The 24,183-nt window shown below is 35.6% G+C and carries 18 protein-coding genes; 12 read left to right on the top strand and 6 right to left on the bottom strand.

The features are described 5' to 3' along the window. Positions 1-8 precede the first annotated feature (8 nt). On the top strand, positions 9-764 hold the full coding sequence (gene dapB / locus QUE18_RS08810) for a 4-hydroxy-tetrahydrodipicolinate reductase (RefSeq protein WP_008392033.1): 756 nt from the start codon (positions 9-11) through the stop codon (positions 762-764). Positions 765-864: 100 nt separating this feature from the next. On the opposite strand, the gene QUE18_RS08805 is transcribed toward dapB, so the two are convergent. Next, the gene (locus QUE18_RS08805) at positions 865-2,163 is read right to left on the bottom strand and encodes a putative ABC transporter permease (protein WP_009204466.1); all 1,299 of its coding nucleotides are present in this window, start codon (positions 2,161-2,163) and stop codon (positions 865-867) included. Positions 2,164-2,460: 297 nt separating this feature from the next. On the opposite strand from QUE18_RS08805, the gene QUE18_RS08800 reads away from it, so the two are divergent. Next, positions 2,461-3,552, top strand: coding sequence for a glycerol dehydrogenase (locus tag QUE18_RS08800; RefSeq protein ID WP_040344514.1), 1,092 nt, complete (start codon positions 2,461-2,463; stop codon positions 3,550-3,552). A gap of 165 nt (positions 3,553-3,717) precedes the next feature. On the opposite strand, the gene glmS is transcribed toward QUE18_RS08800, so the two are convergent. Further along, positions 3,718-5,538 (bottom strand): glutamine--fructose-6-phosphate transaminase (isomerizing), encoded by a 1,821-nt coding sequence (gene glmS, locus QUE18_RS08795; RefSeq protein WP_040344516.1) that lies wholly within the window; start codon positions 5,536-5,538, stop codon positions 3,718-3,720. 679 nt (positions 5,539-6,217) lie between these two features. Between glmS and QUE18_RS08790 the strand changes: the two genes are divergently transcribed. Further along, a complete protein-coding gene (locus QUE18_RS08790; RefSeq protein WP_009204469.1) occupies positions 6,218-10,249 on the top strand; it encodes a fibronectin type III domain-containing protein in 4,032 nt (1,343 codons plus the stop codon). A gap of 67 nt (positions 10,250-10,316) precedes the next feature. After that, on the top strand, positions 10,317-13,370 hold the full coding sequence (locus QUE18_RS08785; protein WP_009204470.1) for an Ig-like domain-containing protein: 3,054 nt from the start codon (positions 10,317-10,319) through the stop codon (positions 13,368-13,370). Positions 13,371-13,433: 63 nt separating this feature from the next. On the opposite strand, the gene QUE18_RS08780 is transcribed toward QUE18_RS08785, so the two are convergent. From QUE18_RS08780 to QUE18_RS08770, 3 genes are all read right to left on the bottom strand, one after another. Then, positions 13,434-15,170 carry a class I adenylate-forming enzyme family protein gene (locus tag QUE18_RS08780; protein ID WP_009204471.1) on the bottom strand — a complete coding sequence of 579 codons (1,737 nt, stop codon included), beginning with the start codon at positions 15,168-15,170 and terminating at the stop codon, positions 13,434-13,436. A 216-nt stretch (positions 15,171-15,386) separates the two neighbouring features. After that, positions 15,387-16,868 carry a helix-turn-helix domain-containing protein gene (locus tag QUE18_RS08775; RefSeq protein ID WP_009204472.1) on the bottom strand — a complete coding sequence of 494 codons (1,482 nt, stop codon included), beginning with the start codon at positions 16,866-16,868 and terminating at the stop codon, positions 15,387-15,389. A 169-nt stretch (positions 16,869-17,037) separates the two neighbouring features. After that, positions 17,038-17,292 (bottom strand): hypothetical protein, encoded by a 255-nt coding sequence (locus QUE18_RS08770; RefSeq protein WP_040344518.1) that lies wholly within the window; start codon positions 17,290-17,292, stop codon positions 17,038-17,040. A gap of 115 nt (positions 17,293-17,407) precedes the next feature. Between QUE18_RS08770 and QUE18_RS13845 the strand changes: the two genes are divergently transcribed. From QUE18_RS13845 to QUE18_RS08740, 6 genes are all read left to right on the top strand, one after another. Further along, the gene (locus tag QUE18_RS13845; RefSeq protein ID WP_081018812.1) at positions 17,408-17,671 is read left to right on the top strand and encodes a terminase small subunit; all 264 of its coding nucleotides are present in this window, start codon (positions 17,408-17,410) and stop codon (positions 17,669-17,671) included. Between the two features lie 321 nt (positions 17,672-17,992). Beyond that, positions 17,993-18,151: a DUF6462 family protein gene (locus QUE18_RS08760; protein WP_242852750.1), complete on the top strand. Its 159-nt coding sequence runs from the start codon at positions 17,993-17,995 to the stop codon at positions 18,149-18,151. 93 nt (positions 18,152-18,244) lie between these two features. Then, on the top strand, positions 18,245-20,503 hold the full coding sequence (locus QUE18_RS08755) for a phage/plasmid primase, P4 family (protein WP_009204476.1): 2,259 nt from the start codon (positions 18,245-18,247) through the stop codon (positions 20,501-20,503). Between the two features lie 157 nt (positions 20,504-20,660). Continuing rightward, positions 20,661-20,930, top strand: a complete 270-nt coding sequence (locus QUE18_RS08750) for a hypothetical protein (RefSeq protein ID WP_040344520.1) — start codon at positions 20,661-20,663, stop codon at positions 20,928-20,930. Then, positions 20,917-21,456 (top strand): ERCC4 domain-containing protein, encoded by a 540-nt coding sequence (locus QUE18_RS08745; protein WP_009204478.1) that lies wholly within the window; start codon positions 20,917-20,919, stop codon positions 21,454-21,456. The genes QUE18_RS08750 and QUE18_RS08745 overlap by 14 nt, the downstream gene beginning before the upstream one ends. A gap of 116 nt (positions 21,457-21,572) precedes the next feature. After that, entirely contained in the window at positions 21,573-22,634 is a 1,062-nt protein-coding gene (locus QUE18_RS08740; RefSeq protein ID WP_009204479.1) for a site-specific integrase, read from the top strand. 345 nt (positions 22,635-22,979) lie between these two features. On the opposite strand, the gene QUE18_RS08735 is transcribed toward QUE18_RS08740, so the two are convergent. Continuing rightward, on the bottom strand, positions 22,980-23,198 hold the full coding sequence (locus QUE18_RS08735) for a helix-turn-helix domain-containing protein (RefSeq protein ID WP_009204480.1): 219 nt from the start codon (positions 23,196-23,198) through the stop codon (positions 22,980-22,982). 285 nt (positions 23,199-23,483) lie between these two features. Here QUE18_RS08735 and QUE18_RS08730 point away from each other — a divergent pair, with 285 nt between their 5' ends. Beyond that, positions 23,484-23,771 carry a hypothetical protein gene (locus QUE18_RS08730; protein ID WP_009204481.1) on the top strand — a complete coding sequence of 96 codons (288 nt, stop codon included), beginning with the start codon at positions 23,484-23,486 and terminating at the stop codon, positions 23,769-23,771. A 36-nt stretch (positions 23,772-23,807) separates the two neighbouring features. Beyond that, positions 23,808-24,032: a hypothetical protein gene (locus QUE18_RS08725; protein WP_009204482.1), complete on the top strand. Its 225-nt coding sequence runs from the start codon at positions 23,808-23,810 to the stop codon at positions 24,030-24,032. Positions 24,033-24,183: the final 151 nt, after the last annotated feature.

Raw genomic sequence — 24,183 nt, 5'->3', positions numbered from 1 at the left:
TACAAAAGATGGTTAAGATTATGATGCATGGCTGCAATGGAGTCATGGGACAGGTGATCAGCAAGATCGTAGAAGAGACAGAAGGAGCTGTTATGGCATGCGGTGTTGACCGTGTGGATGATGGGCACAACGATTATCCTGTATTTACAGATATCAATGCGTGTGATGTAGAAGTTGATGCGATCATCGACTTTTCCGCAGCACCAGCCGTTGATGGTTTACTGGATTTTGCAGTAGAGAGACAGATTCCAGTTGTGTTATGTACAACAGGATTAAGCGATGAACAGTTAGAAAGAGTTCATGAAGCAAGTAAGAAGACAGCAGTTCTTCGTTCTGCGAATATGTCATTAGGAGTTAACACATTATTCAAAGTATTAAAATCTATGACAAAGTTATTAGCAGATGCAGGATTTGATATTGATATCGTGGAGAAACATCACAGAAGAAAGTTAGATGCACCATCTGGAACAGCAATCGCGCTTGCAGAAGCTGTCAATGAGCCGTTGAATAACGAATATGAATTCGTATATGACAGAAGCCAGAGAAGAGAACAGCGTCCAAAGAAAGAGATTGGAATCTCAGCAGTCCGTGGTGGAACGATCGTTGGAGAACATGAGATCATTTTTGCAGGACAGGATGAAGTTATTGAGTTAAAACATACTGCATACAGCAGAGCTATTTTTGGAAAGGGAGCAGTCAGTGCAGCTCTTTATCTTGCAGGAAAAGAAGCAGGTATGTATGATATGAGTGATGTGATCGGATAGGATCATATTTTAAAGAAAAGATAAGAAAAGGGAATGAAACAACAAAATGTTAGTTTCATTCCCTTTTTCTGCATCAGAAGTTTTTGTAAAAGTATCTCAATCAATGCACTTTCTTTGCTTTAGGATAGATGAGTTTCATTTTCTGGTCGTTATAATGGGTATCCAGATATCGTTCAAAGAAATTAGAAGCAGGTATTTTTTTGCCACGCTGATCATAACGGATCAAGGCAGATAGTGACATGAACATATTTAATACCATGAAAACGACAATGATCCATGTAAATACAGTTCCAAATGCAATCGGAAGTTTCTCGATCAGATTGGATAAGAAAGGATAAATCCTCTTAAACCAGACAACGGTTGCAATTCCCCAGAAGAAACAATAAAGAAGATTGATTCTTCCATTCAAGTTAAAAGGCATTTTACTGTAATCCCAGAAAACCTTTCCAAAGACGATTTCACTTAAAACGCTGCAGAGATATTCATAGGCGCCGCCAAGAAAAGTACCAGTTAAAAATAGAAAGCTGTCTGAACGATCTTTATAGCGGTATAGAAGCAATGTAACACCAGCAAAGGCAAATCCCCACACAATGCTAAAAGGACCCCATACAAGGCTGCTCCTGCTCATCCAGACGCCCATCTTCAAACGACAGAAGATCGTTTCAATGATATCTCCAAGCAAAGAACCGATGGAAAATAACAAAAACACCTTATAAAAACCGCATCCCTGGGCAAATACACCAGTCTTTGGGATCGTTGGCAGTTTTAATTTACGCTGTGGATAAGCACGTTCAACACGACGATCCACATAAGATGTTATCAACGAACTCAATTTCACGCTGATCTTTGTAAGATAAGCATCCGCAGATTCCCAACGTCGTTTATCGATATTTTTTCCAAAGACAACGATCGTGGTTGCTAAAATATCAATGATCAGGACTGCAAGAAGGATAAAAATGATAAGATGCCGGATAAATGGTGGAATCAGATGATAAAATTTAAAGAGCAGTGGATTGACAAACTTTACTCCGATATATCCTAAAAGTCCCCAGAAAACCGAATGGGACAGGCAGATGTAGCCATCAAGATTCCATTTATTTTTGGAATAATCCCACCAGCGTTCATGGTAAAAATGTTCAATAAAATGTCCGCCAAACCATTCAATGACTGTGGCATCGATCATGGCGGCAGCAAAGATCCATAGGCCGCTCATCTGATGCGTATTGATCGTAATAACGATAGCTCCGATTCCATAGGAAATACAAAGCGGTGAGTTGATAAAACCACGGTTTACCAAACGTTTCTGATGAAATGCTGATTGTACCACTTCTAAGATCCAGCCGATAAATGAGTAGATAAAGAAGAGAAAGCTTAGCAAAAATAAAGTTTTGATCATCATTTGTAAATGTCTCCTTTTGTCGGATTTTGTATTCAGTATGTATAAGTATATGGAAAAATGATAAAAAAGGCAAGAAAATAGAAAAAATCTAAACGAAAATTTGACAATATATTAACGTGAGAAATAAAAAAATGATAAACTTACGGGTAAAAACAGATAAAAAAAGAATGAATATAAATATATTTATGTTTAAATATAACAAAAAGAGTGTTATAATAATAACGAGATGTTGATATCAAATGGTATTTTGACCATGGTATCATGATGAGAAATAGAGTTGATATGGAGGGAAATATTATGGCAGCAATTATTGGAAGTCCAACACGCTACATTCAAGGTAAAGGAGAGATGAAGAATCTTTGTTCTTATGCAGATAAATTTGGAAAGAATCTCTTTATTCTGACGAGTGCATCTGGAAGAAAAAGAGTAGAACCGGCGATCAATGAAGGAAATAAAGACAGCAATCTTGTTTATGATGTATTCAATGGAGAATGCTGTATGACGGAGATCAACCGAATTATAAAGATCGTGGAAGAAGCAGGAAGTGATGTGATCATTGGAATTGGCGGTGGTAAGATTCATGATACATCAAAAGCGGTTGCCTATTATACAAAGAAACCAGTGATCATCGTGCCAACGATCGCATCTACGGATGCACCATGCAGTGCATTATCTGTTATCTATACAGATGAAGGTGTTTTTGAAAAATATCTGTTCTTGCCATCAAGCCCAGATATGGTCATGGTAGATACCGATATCGTCTGTAAAGCACCAGTAAGACTGTTGATCTCAGGAATGGGAGATGCTTTAGCGACATATTTTGAAGCGAGAGCATGTAAAAGATCTGATGCAAGTAACTGTGTTGGAGGTAAATGTACATTGGCAGCAATGAATCTTGCTCAATTATGCTATGATACATTAATGGAAAATGGAGTACAGGCAATGATAGCAGCTAAAGAAGGAATTTGTACAAAAGCTGTGGAGAATGTTATTGAAGCTAATACTTATTTATCAGGAATTGGATTTGAGAGTGGAGGATTAGCAGGGGCTCATGCAATCCACAACGGATTTACAGCGATTCCAGAAACACATAAGATGTATCATGGAGAGAAGGTGGCATTCGGAACACTGGTTCAGCTGGTATTAGAAGATGCGGGAGAAGATGAGATCATGGAAGTGATTGATTTCTGCAGTGAAATTGGACTTCCTGTAACATTAAAAGGATTAGGAATCGAGGAAGTGAAACCAGAGCAGATCATGGAAGTGGCACGTCTTGCATGTGCACCAGATGATACAATGGGGAATATGCCATTTGATGTGGAACCAGAAGATCTGTATGCTGCGATCATGGGTGCGGATGCTTTGGGCAGATATTATACGGAAGAGTAGAATTGTAATAGAATATGTTTTTTCGAATCAGAACTAAATGATATATGAATAAAAAGAAGTGATAGAATTTGGTGCGGAAGCCTTAAACTCTATCACTTCTTTTTATATAAGTTTCTTTGTTCTGTGAATCTAGGTTGTGGCGTGTTGAACACGTCAACTCAATGCCTACTCTACAGTTACAGATTTAGCCAGGTTTCTTGGCTGGTCTACATCATATCCTCTAAATACTGTGACATGATAAGCAAGTAACTGTAATGCAACGGTAGAAGCAAATGTTGCAAACAGGTCGTCTGTTGCAGGAACCTGAATCAAATCATCATAGATTCCTTCGTAATTACTCATATCTTTATCTGTTACTACGATCACATGAGCACCACGAGCTTTTACTTCTTCAACGTTTGCCATTAATTTTGGTAAGACATTTTCCTGTGTAGCGATCGCAATAATAGGTACACCTTCTGTAATCAGAGAAATTGTTCCATGTTTCAATTCTCCGGCACAGTATGCTTCTGCATTTACATAAGAGATTTCTTTTAATTTTAAGCAGGCTTCACAAGCAATACCGTAATCTAATCCTCTTCCAAGATAGAAAGCAGAGAATGTATCTTTGATCTTTTCTGAGATTCCTTTGATATAATCATCCATCTTTAAGACTTCTTCAACGGTTCCGATCGCCTGTTCAAATTTATCACAGAAATCTTTCATCTGTTCATCTGTCATTAAGTTGTTAACTTCTGCAAGTTTTAATGCGATCAGATACATACCTGCACACTGTACAGAGAACGCTTTTGTACTTGCAACAGCGATCTCTGGACCTGCATGTGTATATAATACATAATCACTTTCACGAGCGATACTTGATCCTTTTACGTTAACGATAGAGATCGTTTTTGCTCCACGTTCATTTGCAAGACGAAGTGCAGCAAGGGAATCAGCTGTTTCACCAGACTGTGTGATGACAACAACTAAAGTATGTTCATCTAAGATCGGATTCATGTAACGGAATTCAGAAGCTAATTCAACGGTTACAGGAATACGGATCATAGCTTCGATCAGATGTCTTCCAACTAATCCTGCATGCCATGCAGTACCACAAGCTGTTACGATCACACGGTTTACACCTTTAAAGATATCATCAGAGATGTTATCTGCACTAAAGTCAGCGTGACCATTATGGATACGAGGCATGATTGTATTATGAAGAGCCTCTGGCTGATCATAGATCTCTTTCTGCATAAAGAAATCATATCCGCCTTTCTGGGCAGCTGTTGTATCCCAGTCAACATGAAGCATCTTAGGTTCTTCAACCCCACCGTCCATTGTATATAATGTAATGCTGTCAGCTTTCATGACAACGATATGTTCTTCTGGTACAACAAAATAATCTTTTGTGTATTTTAATAATGCAACCATGTCAGAAGCGATAAAAGATCCGTCTTCTGTATGGGAAGCAACTAAAGGACTGGCGTTTCTCATGCAGTAGATCTCGCCTGGATGATCTTTAAACATAACACAGAAACCATAAGCTCCTTCTAGCATTTGATCTGCTTCTTTTAATGCTGCAAATGGATCTCCATCATATAAAGAATCGATCAACATAGCAGCTACTTCTGTATCAGTTTCGGAAATAGCAGTAAATCCTTTTGTTTTTAAGGAAGCAGCTAATTCTTTGTAGTTTTCAATGATTCCGTTATGGATCAGAGTTACATTTCCAGATACATGAGGATGTGCGTTAACTTCTGTAACACCACCATGAGTTGCCCAGCGAGTATGTCCGATACCGCATGTTCCAGCAAGGTCAGCAGTAGCTTCAACTTTCTCACGAAGTGTTGCAACTTTTCCAGTTGTTTTTACGATCTTAGTTTCTGATCCATTATTTACTGCGATTCCGGCACTGTCATATCCTCTGTATTCTAACTGCTGTAATCCATCAACTAAAATTCCAGGTGCCTGTAAATTTCCAGTAAATCCAATAATTCCACACATAATATAAATCTCCTTAAAATTGCGCAAAGAAAATAAAAGGAAGTATAGATATGTAAAAAACTTCCAAATAAATCTTTTGTTTTCTTTTTCTAAATCATATGCGGTTTTGTCCAGATTATACTGCCTCTGTTTCATGATCACTCATGGGTTTACTCAGTATATCACGTAGTCTGGAGCTGCGGGAAAGCATCCGCCGAATCTTTCGATTACTTTCCTCCTCGTTAACCTTCCTATCAGACCCTCATCGGTCTGTTTCCGTATCAGGAAGGTGCATGGCGCTTAAATTCTGTAAAACTCCCTTCGAACATATTTTGTCAAAAACCCAAAACCCAAAGTTTTTAACGTTAGTGATTTTAACACGGAATATGTGTGAAGTCAAATGAGAATGTGGTATTTTATAAAAACTTAATAAGTTCATATGAATGAAAAGAATTTACCTATTAAAAAGGAGAGTGTATTTAAAACAGAAGAAGTGATTGACGAAAAGTACCAATAAATGTATAATATACATGTGATGATGAATACAAATGATCGCAATTTGTTTGTGATATTTTCCTTAGGTTAGGAAGATATCGCATATATTTTTGATATTTGTATTATAGGGGGGTTATAGGACTCGATGAGTTATATAACCATAGAACAAAAAAATTAACACATGAGTTCATGAGAAGGAGGAACTATGAGGAAGATGAAGAAGATTCTGGCATGGTTAACAGTCTTGACAGTTAATGTCAGCATGATGCCTATGCCAACAGTAGCAGCTGCTACTGCTACAGACGCTTCTACAGCATCAAATGAAGAGACAACAACTTCTGATGCAACTAAAGAAGCAACACAGGCGCAAGAAGTAGCAAAGAAAGCTGTAGAAAGCGCAACAAAAGCAGCAGCTACGACAACAGCAAAGAAAGTAACAACAGAAACGAAGAAAGCAGAGAGCAAATCAAAATCTGTAGCTTCAACACAGAGTTTACAGGATACGATTGAAGAAGGAATCGTCAAAGATCGTGACCAGACAAAGATCGATGTATCTGATTATGATGCGTCAAAAGCAGAAGTAAAGAAAGCTACAAACAAAGTATTAAAAGATAATAGTCTGTCTAAATTAACAGATGTTACTTATGATACAAATTCTGAAGGAAAAGTCGAAACTGTAAATGTTGAGACGGATGCAACTTATTTAATGGCAGTTGATGAATTAGAAGCAATCAACGATGCTGCTAGTGATGAGGATAAGGCTTCAGAAGTTACAATGGAAGAAGTAGAGAAAAGTTATGCTGAACTTCAATCATACTATGAATCTCAGCCAGAGTACTTTGGTATTGCAGTACCATACTTCACATCAAAAGATGCAAAAGAAGGACCAATCAGTGCCTTACTTTCTGTTGCTGATATTCCAAGAGCAGCAATCGGAGTTGAAGGTGGAGTAACGATCAAGGATGTTCAACAGTTAGTTGATGGATTTAAACAGGCATTGCCAGGATTGGTTCAGGCTCATGGAAAAGAGCTGTTAGCTGCTAGAAAACAGGCACTGTCCCATATTAAGGCTGGCATGACAACAGCTGAGAAATTACTAGTACTGAATGACTGGTTAGGTAATTACAGTAATTTTGATATGGCTGATATCATGAAGAATCAGAAAAAGGATTCTGGTTCAGAAGATACAAGCAAACAGGCAGTTGAAGCAAAAGTTCAGAAAGCAGCAGATGATCCATTTGCAGAATTATATAAATCAACAGCATTTGGAACTCTTACAAATAGAAAATCTGTATGTATGTCATATACAGCAGCTTATAATTATCTTGTGCAGTGCGCATTCCCAGAAGTTTACCAAAACTCTGATGGAACATGGAAGACAAAAGATGAAGTTAACGGTAAATTAGAACTGAAGACAGATGCTGATGGTAACGCTATCTTAGATAGTGAAGGAAACAAACAGTATATAACAAAAGTACTGAAGAAAGATGAAGATGGAAATCCGGTTAAAGACGATCAGGGAAATGAAATCTATGAAGAAGGTGGAACACCTGATTATATGGTGGATTTTGTTAGAATTCAGTGGAAGTCTGAAGTAGAAATGTTAGGAGAAACATCTACTTTCAATAACCCTCATTTCTTTAGTGCAGCAAAAGTTGATGGAAAATGGTACTATGTAGATTCTTGCTACAATGACATTTATGTAGAATGCATGCAGCGTAATAGAGTTGAGACTGATGGTAATATGACTCATTCTTATTTCTTAGTAAGTGATACAACTTTAAGAGATCAGTTTAAAGGAAACTTTGATTACATTGATACATTATATGAAAATGTTGCGACAGATACTACATATGAAGATTCATGGGTAAACAAGGCGCAGGGACCGGTTTCTTATGATGATACATATTATTATTATATAAAGAATACATCTAGCTACAGCCAGTCAGATGGATATAAAAAGGGAGAAGAACAGATTGTTCGAGTTCCTCGCAAATCCGGATTAACTTCAAGTGATGGAGAAGAGGTTCTTCTTAACTTATCTACAGGAGACACAAAGAGTGATAATAAAGAAGCTGCAGAACTTGTTAAAAAAGAATTTGCAGTAGATAATGATGTGAATTCAAAAAAATATGCTGGAATTACACATTCTGTAGGTTATTATAACAGTGCATTATACTTTAATGTTAATAATAAGATTTTTAAATATGATTTAGAGTCAGATAAGATTACAGAAGTTAAAGAATACAATACAGTTTCCGCACAGCAGGATGAAGATAATGAATTCACAGGAATGTCATTTACAGTAACAACTGACAAAGACAAGACGGTTCATACAGTAAAGAATCATCCAATTGCTGCATTAGCAATCAAAGATGATGGAAAGATGTATGTATCTATTGCAACAAACTATTGTTATGCATCTGATTATAAATATGAAGAAACAAACTACAATAGTGAATACATGAACTATAAGATGGGCAATCAGACAATCAAAAGAGGTGGAGATAACGACAACCAGGAATTTATGTGGAGTGCAAATTTTGTAGATACACTGGATATGTCAAAAGTTTCTTCAACAGATGAATCAGCACATCATTTTGATAAAGTAACAGTCAATCCAACTTGTGATGCAAACGGATTCACAGAAGAACGTTGTACAGATGCAGACTGTGGCATTGTCAAAGCTGACACGAAAGAAGATACAGATCAGAAAGCAACAGGACATCATTATATCAAAGCAAATGATCTTTATTATACAAAAGATGATGCTGGTAATAGAAAGTCTGGTACCTACTATTTATGTACAAATTGTTTAGATGCACAGTCATCTCTTCCAGATGGTGAAACAGCAGAACATACATATGGAAATGCAAAAGCAACATGGAATGATGACAATACAAAAGCAGATGTAACAGTTTCTTGTACTGTATGTCAAGATAAAGAATTAGACGCTTTATTAGATGATCAGAACAAAGATACACAAGAACTTATAAAAACTGCAGAGACAAAAGATATCAAAGTAAAGAAGCCAGACGATTTTGATTGTGAAAAAGGTGGAAATGTTACTTATGTAGCAACTGCAACAATCGATGGAAAAGAATATGAAGTAGAGAAAACAGTGACTGTAGAAGCAGGCCAGCATACATATGGAAAACCATCTTATAGTTGGAGCAAAGATGACAAAGGAAATATGATTTGTGTAGCAAAATTTACATGTGAAAAATGTAAAAAAGAAGAACCTCCTGTGCCAGTGAAAGAAAATGCTACAACAGATAATGGTACGATCACAGTTGAAAAAGTAGAACCTACATGTACAGAAGATGGAACATACACATATAAAGCAGTTGTTAAATTCCAGGGTGAATCATATACAGAAACAAAAGTTGAGACAGTGAAGAAAACTGGTCATAAATATGACAACAATGGTGTTTGTACAGTATGTGGACACAAGAGACCAACAATCACTTTAACATCCAAGAAAGAAGTTTACACAGGAAAACCAATTTCAATCGATGCACCAAAAGTTGTTGGAGACGTTAAAGACTTAAAATATAGCTACTATTCTGATAATGCTTGTAAGAATGAAATCAGTGAACCAACTGATCCAGGTGTATACTATGTAAAAGTAACTGCTGATGCAGGAGTAACAAGTAACATAGCAACACTTACGATCGTTCCACAGACTGCTAAGATAACAACTGTTGCAAATGCAACAAGTTACATGACAGTATCTTGGAACAAAGTTAACAAAGCAAGTGGATATTATGTATACCGCAGTACTAATGGTAAGAAATTCACGAAGATTGCAACTGTAAAATCTGCAAATGCAGCAAAATACAGTGATAAGAAAGCAACAAAGAATGGCCAGAAATATGTATACAAAGTTGTAACATATTATAATGGAAACCAGACAGTATCAAGTGCAGATTCATCTGTTAAGACAGGATATCGTTTAAGTACAATGAAAGTCTCAAGTCTTACAAATAAAAAAGGTAAGAAGGCTTACATTAAATGGACGAAGAATCCTAAGTCTACAGGATATCAGATTAAATATGTAACTGGTAAATCAAAAGCTAAGACAGTTAAAGCTTCATCAAAAGCTAAGACAAAGACAATTAGCAAATTGAAAAAAGGTAAGACGTATAAAGTAAGAATCAGATCTTACAAGAAAGTCTCTAATGTAACATATTATAGTGCATGGAGCAAACAAAAATCAGTTAAAATTAAAAAATAACATGAGATGAACATGCTCCGATTACACTTATTTGTTGTGATCGGAGTTTGTTTGTGGAGGTTTATAGATGAAACTAAGTAAAATCATAAAAAAGGGGATTATGATGGTATTGTTTGTCTTTTTATCTTTAAATTTTCCAAATACTCATGTGAATGTACAGGCAAGTGTTGAAGCGAAAGAAGTAATTGAGCAGCAGTTGTTTGGAAAAGATGGAAAGACGTCGATAGATGTTTCACAATATCAGCTTAATAAAACTGAAACAAAGCAAATAGTAACGGAACTTCAAAAAGATTACGGAACAATAGGCTTGATGGAATGTACTTATCAAACAGATGAGAGTGGTTCTGTACAGACAATCAAAGTACAGACAGATGAAAGTTTAAAATCTGTGATCAGTGAAATTAATGAGATAGAGGAAAAGACAGATGCGGATGATTCACAAGAGAAACTAAAACAACAGGTAATCAGTGATTATGTCGAATTGCAGAAGTATTATGAGGCGAATCCAGATTATTTTGGTGTTGCAGTTCCGTATTTTGCAGATAAAGATACGGAAGAGACTCCATTGGGGGCAATCATAGAATTGGCTGAGCTTGATGAAAATAATTTGAATTTGAATCAGTTAGATCAGACAATATTAGGCATAAAATATAGCCTTGAAATGTATGTAAAGAATTATGGGGAGAATCTTTTGAAAATTAAAGATGAAATTCTTTCCAAGACAGATGATGATATGTCAGAAATTGAGAAACTACTTGTTATACATGATGCGTTGGCAAATCGTACTTCGTTTGATACAGATTATTTAGAAGAAAACGGAAATGGTGGTAGTGGATTTTTATCTAGCACAGTTTTTGGTGCATTAAATAATAAGAAAGCGATTTGTTTAGGGTATGCTGCAGCATATGCTTATCTAGTTCAAAATATGCATCCGGAGATTTATAAACATGCAGATGGAACATGGAAGACAAAGGAAGAAGTTGATGATGATTACATTATAGATTATTCTAAGTACACGAATGGAAATCCTCATTATATGAATGTTGTTAAAATAAATGGTAATTGGTATTATTTAGACCCAAGTTTTGATGATAGCAAGATTGATGAGGTTGCTAGATTAAGAACTCAAACAGATGGAAATTGCAGCCATAGATTTTTCTTGTATACAGAAGATAATATGGAAACTTGGTTGAACCTATCTTCAAATAAGATTGATGGTGCATACAAGGAAAAATGTGTAGATACTAATTATAGTAATCAATGGTATACGAATGTTTCTTCAGAGATATCTCATGATGATCAAGCTTGGTATTATGTAAAACCTCAGGTGGTTCCGGAAAGCCAAGTGTCTGGAGTTATTGGAAATTATAAGTATATTGATAAAAAAGACCAACTTGTAATGCGCCAGAGAGAGAATGGAAAAATGCAAACTTTAATTGATTATGAATCAGGACAGGTTTATAACACAGATGGTACTTTGATGGAAACGAATGAGGAAATCAAAGAAGAATATCAAAGAGATATTGTTTATAATAAGGTTTACCCAGCATTGCAGCATAGTGCCAGCTTATATAATGGAAGTTTATATTTTAATCTTGGAAATAAGATTTATGCTTATTCTCTGAAAGATGCAAGTGTAGTAAAGATTAAGGAATATAATAAATTATATATTAAAAAAGATAATACAATATCACCAATCAGAGAAGGCTTTTTTTTGACAGATAAAGCCGGAGATAATACAAATTACAATTTTGTAGAACATCCAATTGCAGGTCTTTCGATTAAGGATGATGGGAAGATGTATGTATCTCTTGCAACTAATTTAAGTGGTATGTATTCTTATGAGAGAGAAGCATTAAATTATGTTCCTTATTATGGATCCTTGGGAGAAACAATCGTATGTAATAATGCACAATTTAAAAAATGTGCGAATGCAAAAGAAATGATTGATATGGCGCATTTGATTGGTGATGATCATGAGTATGAGACGGTGAAAGTAGATCCGACTTGCTTACGGAAAGGATTTAGTGAAGAACGTTGCAAAGTTTGTGGAAGAATTAAAGAAAGCACTTGTAAAGTGACAGATGATAAAGTAGATCATCATTATATCTATGATTCTCAAGTAAAAAAATACCGTTGTACATTCTGTAATCAGGTGATTTCTGATGCGTTGGAACATAACTATAAGAAGCCGAAATTTATATGGAGTGATGATAAGAAAAGCTGTGAGGCTTCTTTTGTTTGTTCATCGTGTGGAAATATAGAGAAGGTTGAATGCGAAATAACATCTAAAGTGATCAAGAAAAGCAACTGTATTGAAGAAGGAATAGAAGAATATACAGCAAAATGTAAATTCCAAGGAAATTTCTATAATGATAATCGTGCAAAGATGATAGCAAGGCTTACGCCAGATGTATCTCTTGAAGAGACGAAATTAACTGTCCATGTTACAGAAGGGAAAGAAATAGATTTAAATTCTAATTATCCTAATGATTATATAAAATCTTTAAAAGCAGCAAAGAATGGAATTGTCCGTGTTAAGGGAAATGAGATTTACGGAGAAAAACCAGGGAAAGTGATCATTACAGTAACAACAAAGAGCAATATGAAATTAAGTTGTGTAGTGACGGTAGAAAAAGCATATGTTTCATTATCTAAAAAGACTCTTACGCTTATTGCTAAGAATACATATAAATTAACAGTTATTAAAAAGATTCGTTCAGATTCTATATCCAAATGGATTTCATCGAATAAGAAGGTTGTAACAGTGGATAGAAATGGAAAAATAACTGCGAAATCTAAAGGTACTTGTTATATCACAGTAATAATGAAGAGTGGAGCTAGTGCGAAAGTCAAAGTTACAGTACAAAAAAAAGTTGCGATTAAGAAATTAAAACCTAATGTAAAAACTGTAGTTTTGCGTGGAATAGGAAAAAACTATCAACTGAAAGTTAAGAAAATCCCGGCGAAAGCTAATGAAAAAATTATTTATAAAACATCTAGGAGCAAGATTGCAACAGTAAGTAACCAAGGAAAGATTACAGCAAAAAAAAGGGGAACTTGTGTGATTACAGTGATTGGAGGTAAAAAGAAAGCACGAGTGAAAATTACAGTAAAATAAATATAATAAATGAAAAAGCCGAAACACTTATGATATAAAATCAAAGTGTTTCGACTTTTTTATTTATTCGAATTTGCCATTTAAGATATCATTTGTTAAACCAATACGATTTGTTTTGAAATGGAAGAATGGACGTTCTTCAAGTTCGATGATATCAACAGGATACATATATGGCTCCAGACATTCGGTAACCTTTTCGCGGATATCGTCAACTGAATAACCATCTTCTAAAACTACAAATAGATATGGTAGGAAGCAACGATGATGTTCCTCATCAGGAATGATTACAAAGAATTCGTCATCAATTCCTTCAATTTTCGCATCAGCAAGCAGATTTTCCATTGGAAGTGTCGCAAGATCTCCTCCACCATAACGAGGAGCGCTTCCTCGTGTCAATTCAAAGATGGTTCCATCTTCTGTCATATAACCAATATCGCCTGTATGCAGCCATTTTTTACCGTCAGAATGGAGTTTGATTGCGTTATCAGTTGCTTTCTTATTGTCATATCCAAGCATTGTTCCAGGACCAGACTGGCAAATCTCACCTAACTGATTATATGTACATTCTTCCTCTGTATTTGGTTGGAAGATGGAGATTGTAGTCAATGGCATAGGAATTCCAACGTTTCCATTTCCAATTGGATGAGCGGACATAGGAAGACTCATGTTAGATCCTGCTTCACTGCACCCATATCCAGCGGTAAAACGTGTTTTACAGTTATGGTCATTTAAGAACTTCTGGGCACGTTCTAACTGGTTGTTATTGTATGCTTCGCATCCTGCACCAGCAGAGATTAAATGAGACATATCATAGTCGTCAGGAACTCTTCCATTGCGCATAACAAGCTCGATAAACATCGGAATCAGTGGCCAGCAGTTTGGACGATAGCGCATCATCTCAAGGTCAACGTCCTCAGCTGCAACAAATGGACAAAGAATCAATAGTTTGTTGGATGCAAGTGGCAACAATACCATAGAAACAACAACAGCAACCAGAGATGGTGGCAATAATGTTACCATCCATGTTGGACGAAATTGATCAGAAGAACCGTAGAAATTCATTTGCTGTACGACACCAACCATAGAAAACGCAGAATGGACTACCTGTTTAGATGGACCTGTAGATCCACTTGTGTATGCACGGAATAAAGGACGATGGATGTCTTTAGGTGCTTCTACTTCCCCGGTGTAGTTTTCGCCTAATGCAAGGAAGTCATCCCATGTCATAGTACAAGGACCATAAGCAGGATAATCTGTATATTGGGAATTTAAGAAATCCCAGCTGTAATCAGGAAGAGTTGATTTGTCAGCACTGCGCAGTGGGCTTAAAAGGATTGCTTCACGGACACCACAAGCGCGGAATTTGTTAAAATCTTCCTGTGAAAGAAAATCATGAGCAAAAATTATTTTTGCTCCAGCTTTCTTGACAGCTGCAACATTTTCTTCAATTGTATTATCTCGACAAAGTAGAGAAGCTCCGATTTTTTCTGCACCTAAAAGCAGGAAGATAAATTCAGGCACAGATCTTAGGAACATAGGAATTTCATCGTTTTCACCAAAACCAACAGCCTTTAAAGCACGTGCAACCTTGTCTGTTTCTTCTTTTATCTGTTTCCATGTGATGTCACGTCCGTAATAGTGAATGGCAACAACATCATCACCTGGACAATTATACATTAAATATTCATAAATTGTAGAATTTGGAACAGTAAGATTTTCAATCATCTCCTGTGGATAATATTGCATCCATGGACGATCAATACTTGGTTTTCCAGTCAATTTTTGTTTTATACTCATCATAACAACCTCTTTTTTTTAGTTTTTGCATTAATTCATTTATATAAAAATAATAATTAATTAAATGCTGAATTCTAGTTTATCATAGAAAAGAATGAATTGAAAAGAATAGACTTGAAAAAAAATGACGTTTTTTGATTTTTATACAAAAAGCAACTGCAACATAAAAAAATAACGATTTTATCGCATGTTGCAGCTACATAAAAAGTAAGTTATGATCTATATTTCTGATAAAATATTGATTTGTTGAATGATATGGATGAAAAATGAATGTATTTCACTGTAATCAGAGAGAAGTTCACTAGTCGCATCATTCCATACCGCGTTAAAGAAACGGTCAAACATATGTTTAAGGTTTGGATGATTAATGATCGCAAGATTATTTGCCCAGTTATATGTGTTTAATCGAATATAAGAAAACTGGTCCGACAAAAAGATACATTGATTAGTTTGATATTTGAAATCAAGGATCATTGGTTCTTTTGCAAGCTTAAAGGTAAGGTTGGAATTCGTCTCAAATACATGTAGTAAATGATTGAAGTACTTTTTTCTCTGCGATAAAGTAAGATGAACTTTCTGGTCGTAAAAATCAAGATTTCCATCAACTACAAGATCTGATAATGCCTGGCAGTGGATAAAAAGATCAATTTCTGATTCTGCGAGTGTTCTTTGTGTCATAGAATGAAGATAACAAAGGTGATCTTCATCAAAGAACAATTCGTCGTTACTGCTTTTAAGCAAATCAAGAATTTCATGAAACAGATCATCTGGCAGGAAATGCTCTGTCATGTGACCAATTCCCCATTTTGAATGAAGAGACAAGATGGAATGCATATAATCGTGAGAGGAAAGCATCTCTTTCATGCTTGTTCTTCGGCAGAGTAAAGATTCTCTGGTACATCTGTCTTTTATTCCGTGATAGATTGGGTTGCAGTTTTTCTCATTACTGCTGATTGTAACTGACATGCAACGGTCAGGATTTACAAGAAGAGCGGAAATCATAAAATCATTTTTGACTGTAAAGATCATTCGTCCAGAAGCTTGCTGATTCTGGTACAAATAAAAATCCACCTGAGACATGGCAGAAAGCATGTTCATTATGAAGATTGAATCATAAATGTCATCAATTTTATTAAGAGACAAGTCAATAACAAGAGAGAAATGAACATCCGGGTAGGTATGTAATAACTTTCGATGGACATCACCTTGCATAATCTGTAAGCGGTATTCGTGGTTTAATTTTAAAAGATCCATCTCTGCCATAATATCAAGCATTTTTACTCGTCTAAGTACAGGGTGCTGCATCTTTGTAATATACTGGGCGGGGCTTAAAGATGCAAAGAAGCTCACATCAGGTGCGATTAAGGAACCACAAGTATTTTGAAGATCTGTAACATAGTCATATTCGATTTCTAAGTTATCATAAATAACATTTTCAAGTTCTTCTGGAAATGAAACCTGGTAATTAGCATATAAATTTTCAAGTCCTTCAGAAGTACTTTGGCTTACAATTTCATGACTTAGACCAGAGAGAATCTTTTTCTTTGTTTTTTCTGTTGGGAGCAGGCGTCCACTGACCCATTTGCTGATATAACTGGCATCATACTGCAATGCCTTTGCAAGACCGGAATTTTTTACACCGGAGATACTTATTAATTCTTCAAGCAGGGTGCTGAATCTGTTTTTTTCATTTGTTGACATATGATTACCTCGTGTATGTAAGATATACTTTGTTATCTTTAGTATAGCACAAAAAAAGATTTAATAAAGATTTAAGAAGTTCCCTCACTCTATGTTGGCATAGAATGGGGGATTTTTATATATAAAGGTTGGCTAGTGTACCACTTTTTGTACCACATTTTGAAAATTATCATTTTTCTTCTTTCATCTTTGCATATCGTCCAGTTCCATTTGCATAATGGATTCCGTCACAGATTTTCATAGTTACTTCTAACATTCCCAATGGTTCAAACTGCCTACGAATGTTTCTCGGAATTGTTTTGTCCTTTAAATACTCATGCATATCATTCAGTAATTCAAACCATTCCTGTTCATGTTCTGATACATCCATATCTTGTTTCATTAGCTGATCGAATTTTTCTTTTAATTCAAGATGTTTTTCCATTTTCCAAAACCTCCTTATTTGATCTGCGATCGCCAATTAAATTATATACGTAAATTATCAGGTATTCAATTTTTATGAAACAAACGAATATTAGAAATATAATCAATGTAATAATCTGTTACGGAAAAGATATTTTTATTTATCGGAGTACTCCAAACAAAAAAATAATAGCCAAACCAAAGCCGGTGTTGAAGAAGTTAAACAGGTTATAGAAAATCCTGAATTAACTGATAAACAGCGGCTTTTTTGCATTTATTATGTACGTTGTTTTAATGCTGTGAAAGCATATCAAAAAGCATATAGATGTAGTTATCAAACAGCAGCATCAGGAGCATATCGAATGTTGGAAAATGATAGAGTACTGCCTAAAAAATCCTAAGATAAAAAAACAAGTGTATGGAGTCCTAAAAAGGGCTTCTTTTTGTGGATATTCATAAAAGTTATGACAGACGGTTGATTAATAAATAAAATATATATCTATTCAGATTTTAACAAATTTTATTAAACTTTATTATGTATTTCAGTTATTTCAGCTATTTTGCTTTATGGAAAAAAATGTTGATTAATACCAATTTGCAAACAAATCAAAACCGTGTTGAAATATAGCCATAACAAAGGCAACGGACAATCATACACAAGAAAGCGAGGTATCTACATGAATAGTAGAGAAAATATTTCGATTAAAGGAGAATCTAGATTAATGGACACAACAGAGCTTAGAGCCTATACCAATTTAGGAAAAAACATGGCTACAAAGCTAGGAATTGAAGCAGGAGCAAAAATCAAGATTGGTAGACGAACATTATGGGACAGGGTTAAGATTGATCAATATTTGAATGAGCTGACAGGCGTTGAGTAATCAAATGATTAGAAAAGATACAGGGTTAACACAAGCATCTATAAGGCTGCTGCCAGATCAGGCAAATACAGACAGCAGGAGAAAGGACCAAGAATGAATTTAAAAGAAGCTAGTACATATTTTGACGGAGTAACAAGATTTAAAGATAACAGTTTTCAATGCAAATGCCCCGTACATAATGATCACACGGCAAGCATGACCGTATCTAAGGGCGAGAAAGGAATCTTGATACATTGCCATGCAGGGTGTGAAACAAAATCAATCCTAGAGGCTGTCGGGCTTCGTGAGAGTGATCTATTTTATGATAGTAACGTTACAAAGATAAAGCAGGACTGGAAAGACCGCTTAGAACACAGCAAGAAAAAGAAGATCGTAGAAATTTATGATTATGTGGACCAGAGCGGCAAATACCTATACAGCAAGATTAGATTTGAAAAGGACGAGAACGGCAAAAAAGAAATGCTGTACGGAGTTCTCAACAAAGAAAAAGACTGGTTTCAATATGGATTAAAGGGAAAACATAAGACTCTTTACAATCTGCCAGAGATCAGAGAGGCAGCAGCACAAAAACGAACAATTTACTACGTTGAGGGAGAAAAGGACGTTGAAACACTGCGAGGACTGGGATTGATCGCAACCACGGCAGGAAGTTCTGTGGATTGGCGTAGATTCTTTTCTAAGTACTTTTCAGGGGCTGACGTGGTCCTGCTGCCAGATAATGACGAAGCAGGCGAGAAACTAACAGCAAGGATCATAAGTGATCTGATCGGAGTCGTTAACAGTATCAAGGTAGTAAAAACATCTGAACGGAATCATGGAGATGTAACGGATTACTTCCAAGACGGCTACACGATCGAAGATTTCAACAAATTAGTGAGAGAAGCGGAAGCTATTCCACAGAATCAAGGGCAGGAAGTGGACAAGCCAAAGAAGAAAAAGGAAATACCGCAATGGATCAAGGATAAGGTTGCAGAGCTAAAGCCAGAAGTTAACTATTCATTGGATGATCGAGGCAATGGAGATCTATTTGCTGATGTGTTTAAAGGTGTATGCAGGTTTAACAGCACGGCCAGATGTTGGTATTGCTATAACGGGAAATATTGGGAAGAAGATAGCTCTGATCTGATCGTTGCAGAAAGAGCCAAAATCTTACAAGATGCCTTGATGATCTATTCGATTACCATTGAGGACTACAAGAAACGAGAAGAATATACTAAGCACATTATCAAAATGGGAAAACAGCACATAAGAAAGAACATGATCATAGATGCAAGGTCTAAATATCCAGTAAAAACAGAAGAGTTTGACCAGAATACAAATCTATTCAACTGCAAGAACGGTACATATAACTTAGAAACTGGAACGTTACAAAAACACAATCCAGGGGACTATATTTCTAAGATCAGCAACGTTTATTATGATCCTGCTGCCCCAAGTACAGAAATAGAAAAGATCATGGACACGATCATGCAGGGAAACAAGGAAAATGTTGAATACATTCAAAAGATTCTAGGTTTGGCACTGATGGGGAACACAGACGAAGAAAAGTTATTTATTTTTTACGGACCATCTACCAGAAACGGAAAGAGTACACTTGTAGAAACGTATCTTTCAATGGTGCGAGATTACGGCACAACGATGCAGCCTGAATCATTGGCATTAAGTAAAAAAGATTCAAGATCTGCGAGCAGTGATATAGCAAGACTCAAAGGCGTAAGGTTTGTCGATGCACCAGAACCACCGCAGAGTATGAGGCTAGATGCTGCACTGATCAAGCAGTTAACAGGTAACGATATGATCACAGCCAGAAAGATATATCAGGAAGAGATCACGTTCATGCCAGTGTTCATTACAGTGATCAATACCAATCATTTACCGATCATCACAGATGAAACGTTATTTACTAGCGGCAGAATTGTAGTAATTCCATTCAAGAAGCATTTTACGGCAAAAGAGCAGGACAAGGGTTTGAAACGTAGATTAAGAAAAAGGCAGAATATTAGCGGATTTTTTAACTGGTGTGTTGCAGGGTATCAGAAATATTTGAAAGATGGACTGAAAACAACAGAATCCATGAATAAAGAAATAGAATCTTATCATACGGACAGTGACAGAGTAGCAGCGTTCATTAGTGAGGAGTTAACGGAAGATTTAAGCCAATCCGTTACGATTATAGAACTTTATCCAGAGTATGAAAAATGGTGTACAAGAAATAATTATCAGGCGTTAGGAAAAACGAAATTTACTGACTATTTTAGAAGAATGGGAAGATTGAGAAATCAGCTAAAAATTAATGGGAAAAACTATAAAAATGTTATTAAAGGATATTATATAAATCCATTTAAAAAATAAGGCGGTACCAAAAGTACCCTTTTATGGTGGGAACTATTCTATATAGGAGTTTTTATATAAAAGTTTACGCCTAAAAAAGGTACTTTTGGTACCGATATGTTAGAAACTGCATAAATACGTGGTTTTACGGCACTGCAAAAAATAGAGAAAATCAATCTTGAAATTTGCAAAATCAAAAATGAAATTTAAAGGGCTTAAAAACATGGCAAAAAATGAAGAGATGAAAACAGAGTTTAATGTCTTTAAAGATGTGTGGAATGTCTACAAGAAATTTTACTTTGTAACGGATAATAATGAGTTTTGGGATGAACTTGTAAATGAATGTGGAAAGGTCAGGGATAAATACAAAAATAGTAATCTGTGCAGCAGGCTATTGATGGTTATTATTCAGGATCTGGAAGAAAGGGGGAAGAATGATGATCACTGAATGCAAGTTTAGTTATGACCAGATCAAGAAGCTATCAAAAGAAATGGTCATACTGATTGATACAAAAGAGAAAGCAAACGATCATATCACAGATTACTTTGATAAAAAGGGGATTGCATACAAGAGGCAGGCGTTAGAGTTTGGAGATTATAGTTTTATGATTCCACAGGTTGAGGGTTTGACTAGTAACGAGCTGTATTTTCATAAAGAAATCGTAGTAGAACGCAAGAATAGCCTTGAAGAATTGAGTGGCAACCTAGGGAAGAATCGCGATCGGTTCGAGAAAGAATTTCTAAAGGCTAGGAATAACGGTTGCAGCATCCATCTAATGGTTGAGAATCCGCAGGGCTACAACGACATTATGAGACACAACTACAACACAGATTTCAAGCCCGTTGCGTATATGGCCAGTCTAAAGAGCTTTGAACAGCGATATGATCTGAAAGTACAGTTTATAGATAAGCAGTACAGCGGATACAACATATATAGCACGTTTTACTACTACATGAGAGAAATGTTGCACTGATGTTATAAAATGGCTAGAAAACGATTCTGTGAAGTCACAGATGTATATAACATGATTGTGAACATAACAATAGATAAAAAATGTTCTAAATTATTAAAGCTAAGGAGAGTGATACTATGCCAGCATACAAAGACACACAACGTAATACCTGGTACTGTCAATTTTATTACACTGATTGGAAAGGTGATCGAAGACAAAAACGTAAACGAGGATTTATCAAAAAGAAAGATGCTCAAGAATTTGAAAGAATGTTCCTGGAACAATTTAGTATTTCTCCAGACATTACTTTTGAAACATTGATTGATAAATATTATGACAATGTAAGACATCGTCGTAAAGAATCTACGTTATACAATTTAAGAGGACATATAGAAAAGCATTATTTACCATTTTTTAAGAAGTTAAAAATAGACAAAATAACAAGCGCACATATTGCCAAATGGCAAAATAGCCTCATTTTAAGCAATTATAAGAGGTCATATATAAAGACATTGACTAGTCAGTTATCTTCGATATTTGAATATGCTGTGCGCCATTGCGGACTAAAAGAAAATCCTTGCAGGAATCTCGATCAATTAAAAGATAAAGGCAGCAAAAAATTTCAAATCTGGACAGAACAAGAATTTAATGAATTTTATAATTTATTGTCAAATCCTCGTCAAAAAATAATGTTCGAAACTTTATTTTATACTGGGATGAGAAAAGGTGAACTTATGGCAATAAATCAAGACGATCTATATTATGATCAACAAAATACCTGCTATATGATTAGCATTACAAAGACGTATTCAACTGTTGGTAATAAAAAGATGATCACTACACCTAAGACAAAGAAAGCGGTCAGAGATATCTCGATTCCAGACTTTTTGTATTTTGATCTCATTGCTTATATCAAAAGAGTTCCTGGAATGAAATCAACAGATAGAATCTTTCCAGTTAATTCAACATATTTAAATGATGCAATGCTTTCAATGTACAAAAAGCACCCAGAAATCAGACAGATCAAAGTCCATGATCTCCGACATTCCCATGCATCAATGTTGATCCATATGAAGGTAGATATCGCAACACTATCTTACCGACTCGGACATGAAAATATTTCTACTACTCTTGATACTTACTCACATATGTATGGTAATAGTCAAAAATCTATTGCGGATCAGTTAACAATAGGGTGAAATATCAATGATGAAATTAAAAATAATACTGCAGGGCAGCAGGTAATTAATGAACACGATACACGCACGAGATCAGAAAAAGCGTATACGGAATGATAGGAAATCGTAATAAGTTACGTTTTGGACAAAAATGTCCGAAAGTGAGGGGCGTACTTTAGGTACGGTTGTACTGAAAAAGTTAAGAAATGTTAAGATTGAAACATATATATAGGCAAGATGTTGAGAATGAACTCCGAGGGAACACGGGAAAATGCTAAGAAACGTTAAGGATGAATCTATATGCACCAAAAAAAGGACGCACACAAAAGTATAAGGTGCATCCCTGATCATTTGATTGTAACGGGGTTATTTCTTTTGAAAATCAATAAGGAGATCATAACCCATGGCATTAAGAATTTTAGCAGCATCTTCAAAACCGAAGTTCTTTTTATTCATAAGTTTAGTGAGTCCCTGCGGTTTCATTTTGAGGATTTCGGCAATTTGGCGTTGGGTTATTTTATTCTCAAGCATAAGTTTTTTGATTTCGATTAAAATTTGATCGTTATTTTTATAAATAATTTGCATTATATTATATACTCCTTTCTAAGTGGATTATAAAACAAAAAGGGTTATAAGTCAATCTAATAGAATTATAAATAATAAAAAAAGATATTACAAAATGGTTGACAGGTAACCCAAAAAGGGTTATAATATAATTACAGTAAAGGAAAGGCAACCGAGGAAAGCCGAAAGCACTCGATACCTGAAACCATATCCTTGTGAGCTACCAAAGGGATTCGCAATAGTCAAGAAGATGATTCAGGGGTTGCCGAACTAATACAAGAACCACAAAGAAAGGAAGTGTAAGCTATGGGAGAAAGAGCAATACAAAACAGAATCCGCAGGCTTCAGGAACTGGACAGGCAGCAGGCAGAGATTGAAGCTGAGAGGGAGAAGTTAAAGGAAGAAATCAAGAAAGATATGCAGAAGAAAGGTATTGATCAGGTAAAGGCGGGCAACTTTATCGTAAGATGCAAGAAGATCATATCTAGTCGTTTTGATTCTAAGAGATTCAGAGCAGATCATGAGGACCTTTATAAAAGTTACCAGAAGAAACAGGAAACAATGAGATTTTCCGTTACGGGAATGAATGCATAGGACTAACACAAGAACTAATTAGAAAAGGAGAAAAAGGTGGAAACAACGACTAGAAATACACTGGACAATATAACATATCAGATGTATGCAGTAAGGGCAGGATTAAAAGTGCTAGAAAATAGCTTTTTATATGCAGATGCAAATGATAAGAATTTTAATACGGACCATGGATATGTAACAGAATTGATAACGAACACAGTAGATAAATGTATAAATGATTTAGAGAACATTGAATATGACATTAGGAATCAAAGTAATTAAAAATAAAAATGCTCTGTAGACACAGGCAAATGAGCTACAGAGCTAACACAAGAACCTATTAACAGAAAGTAATAGGCTGATTAAATTATATCATAATTCAGCCTAAAAGCAACAGGCGGCAGACATAAAAACCTGCTGCCTTTTTTGTACA

The organism is Anaerostipes hadrus ATCC 29173 = JCM 17467 (assembly GCF_030296915.1).
Taxonomy (GTDB): Bacteria; Bacillota; Clostridia; order Lachnospirales; family Lachnospiraceae; genus Anaerostipes; species Anaerostipes hadrus.
This window is presented reverse-complemented; position numbering and strand designations above follow the sequence as displayed.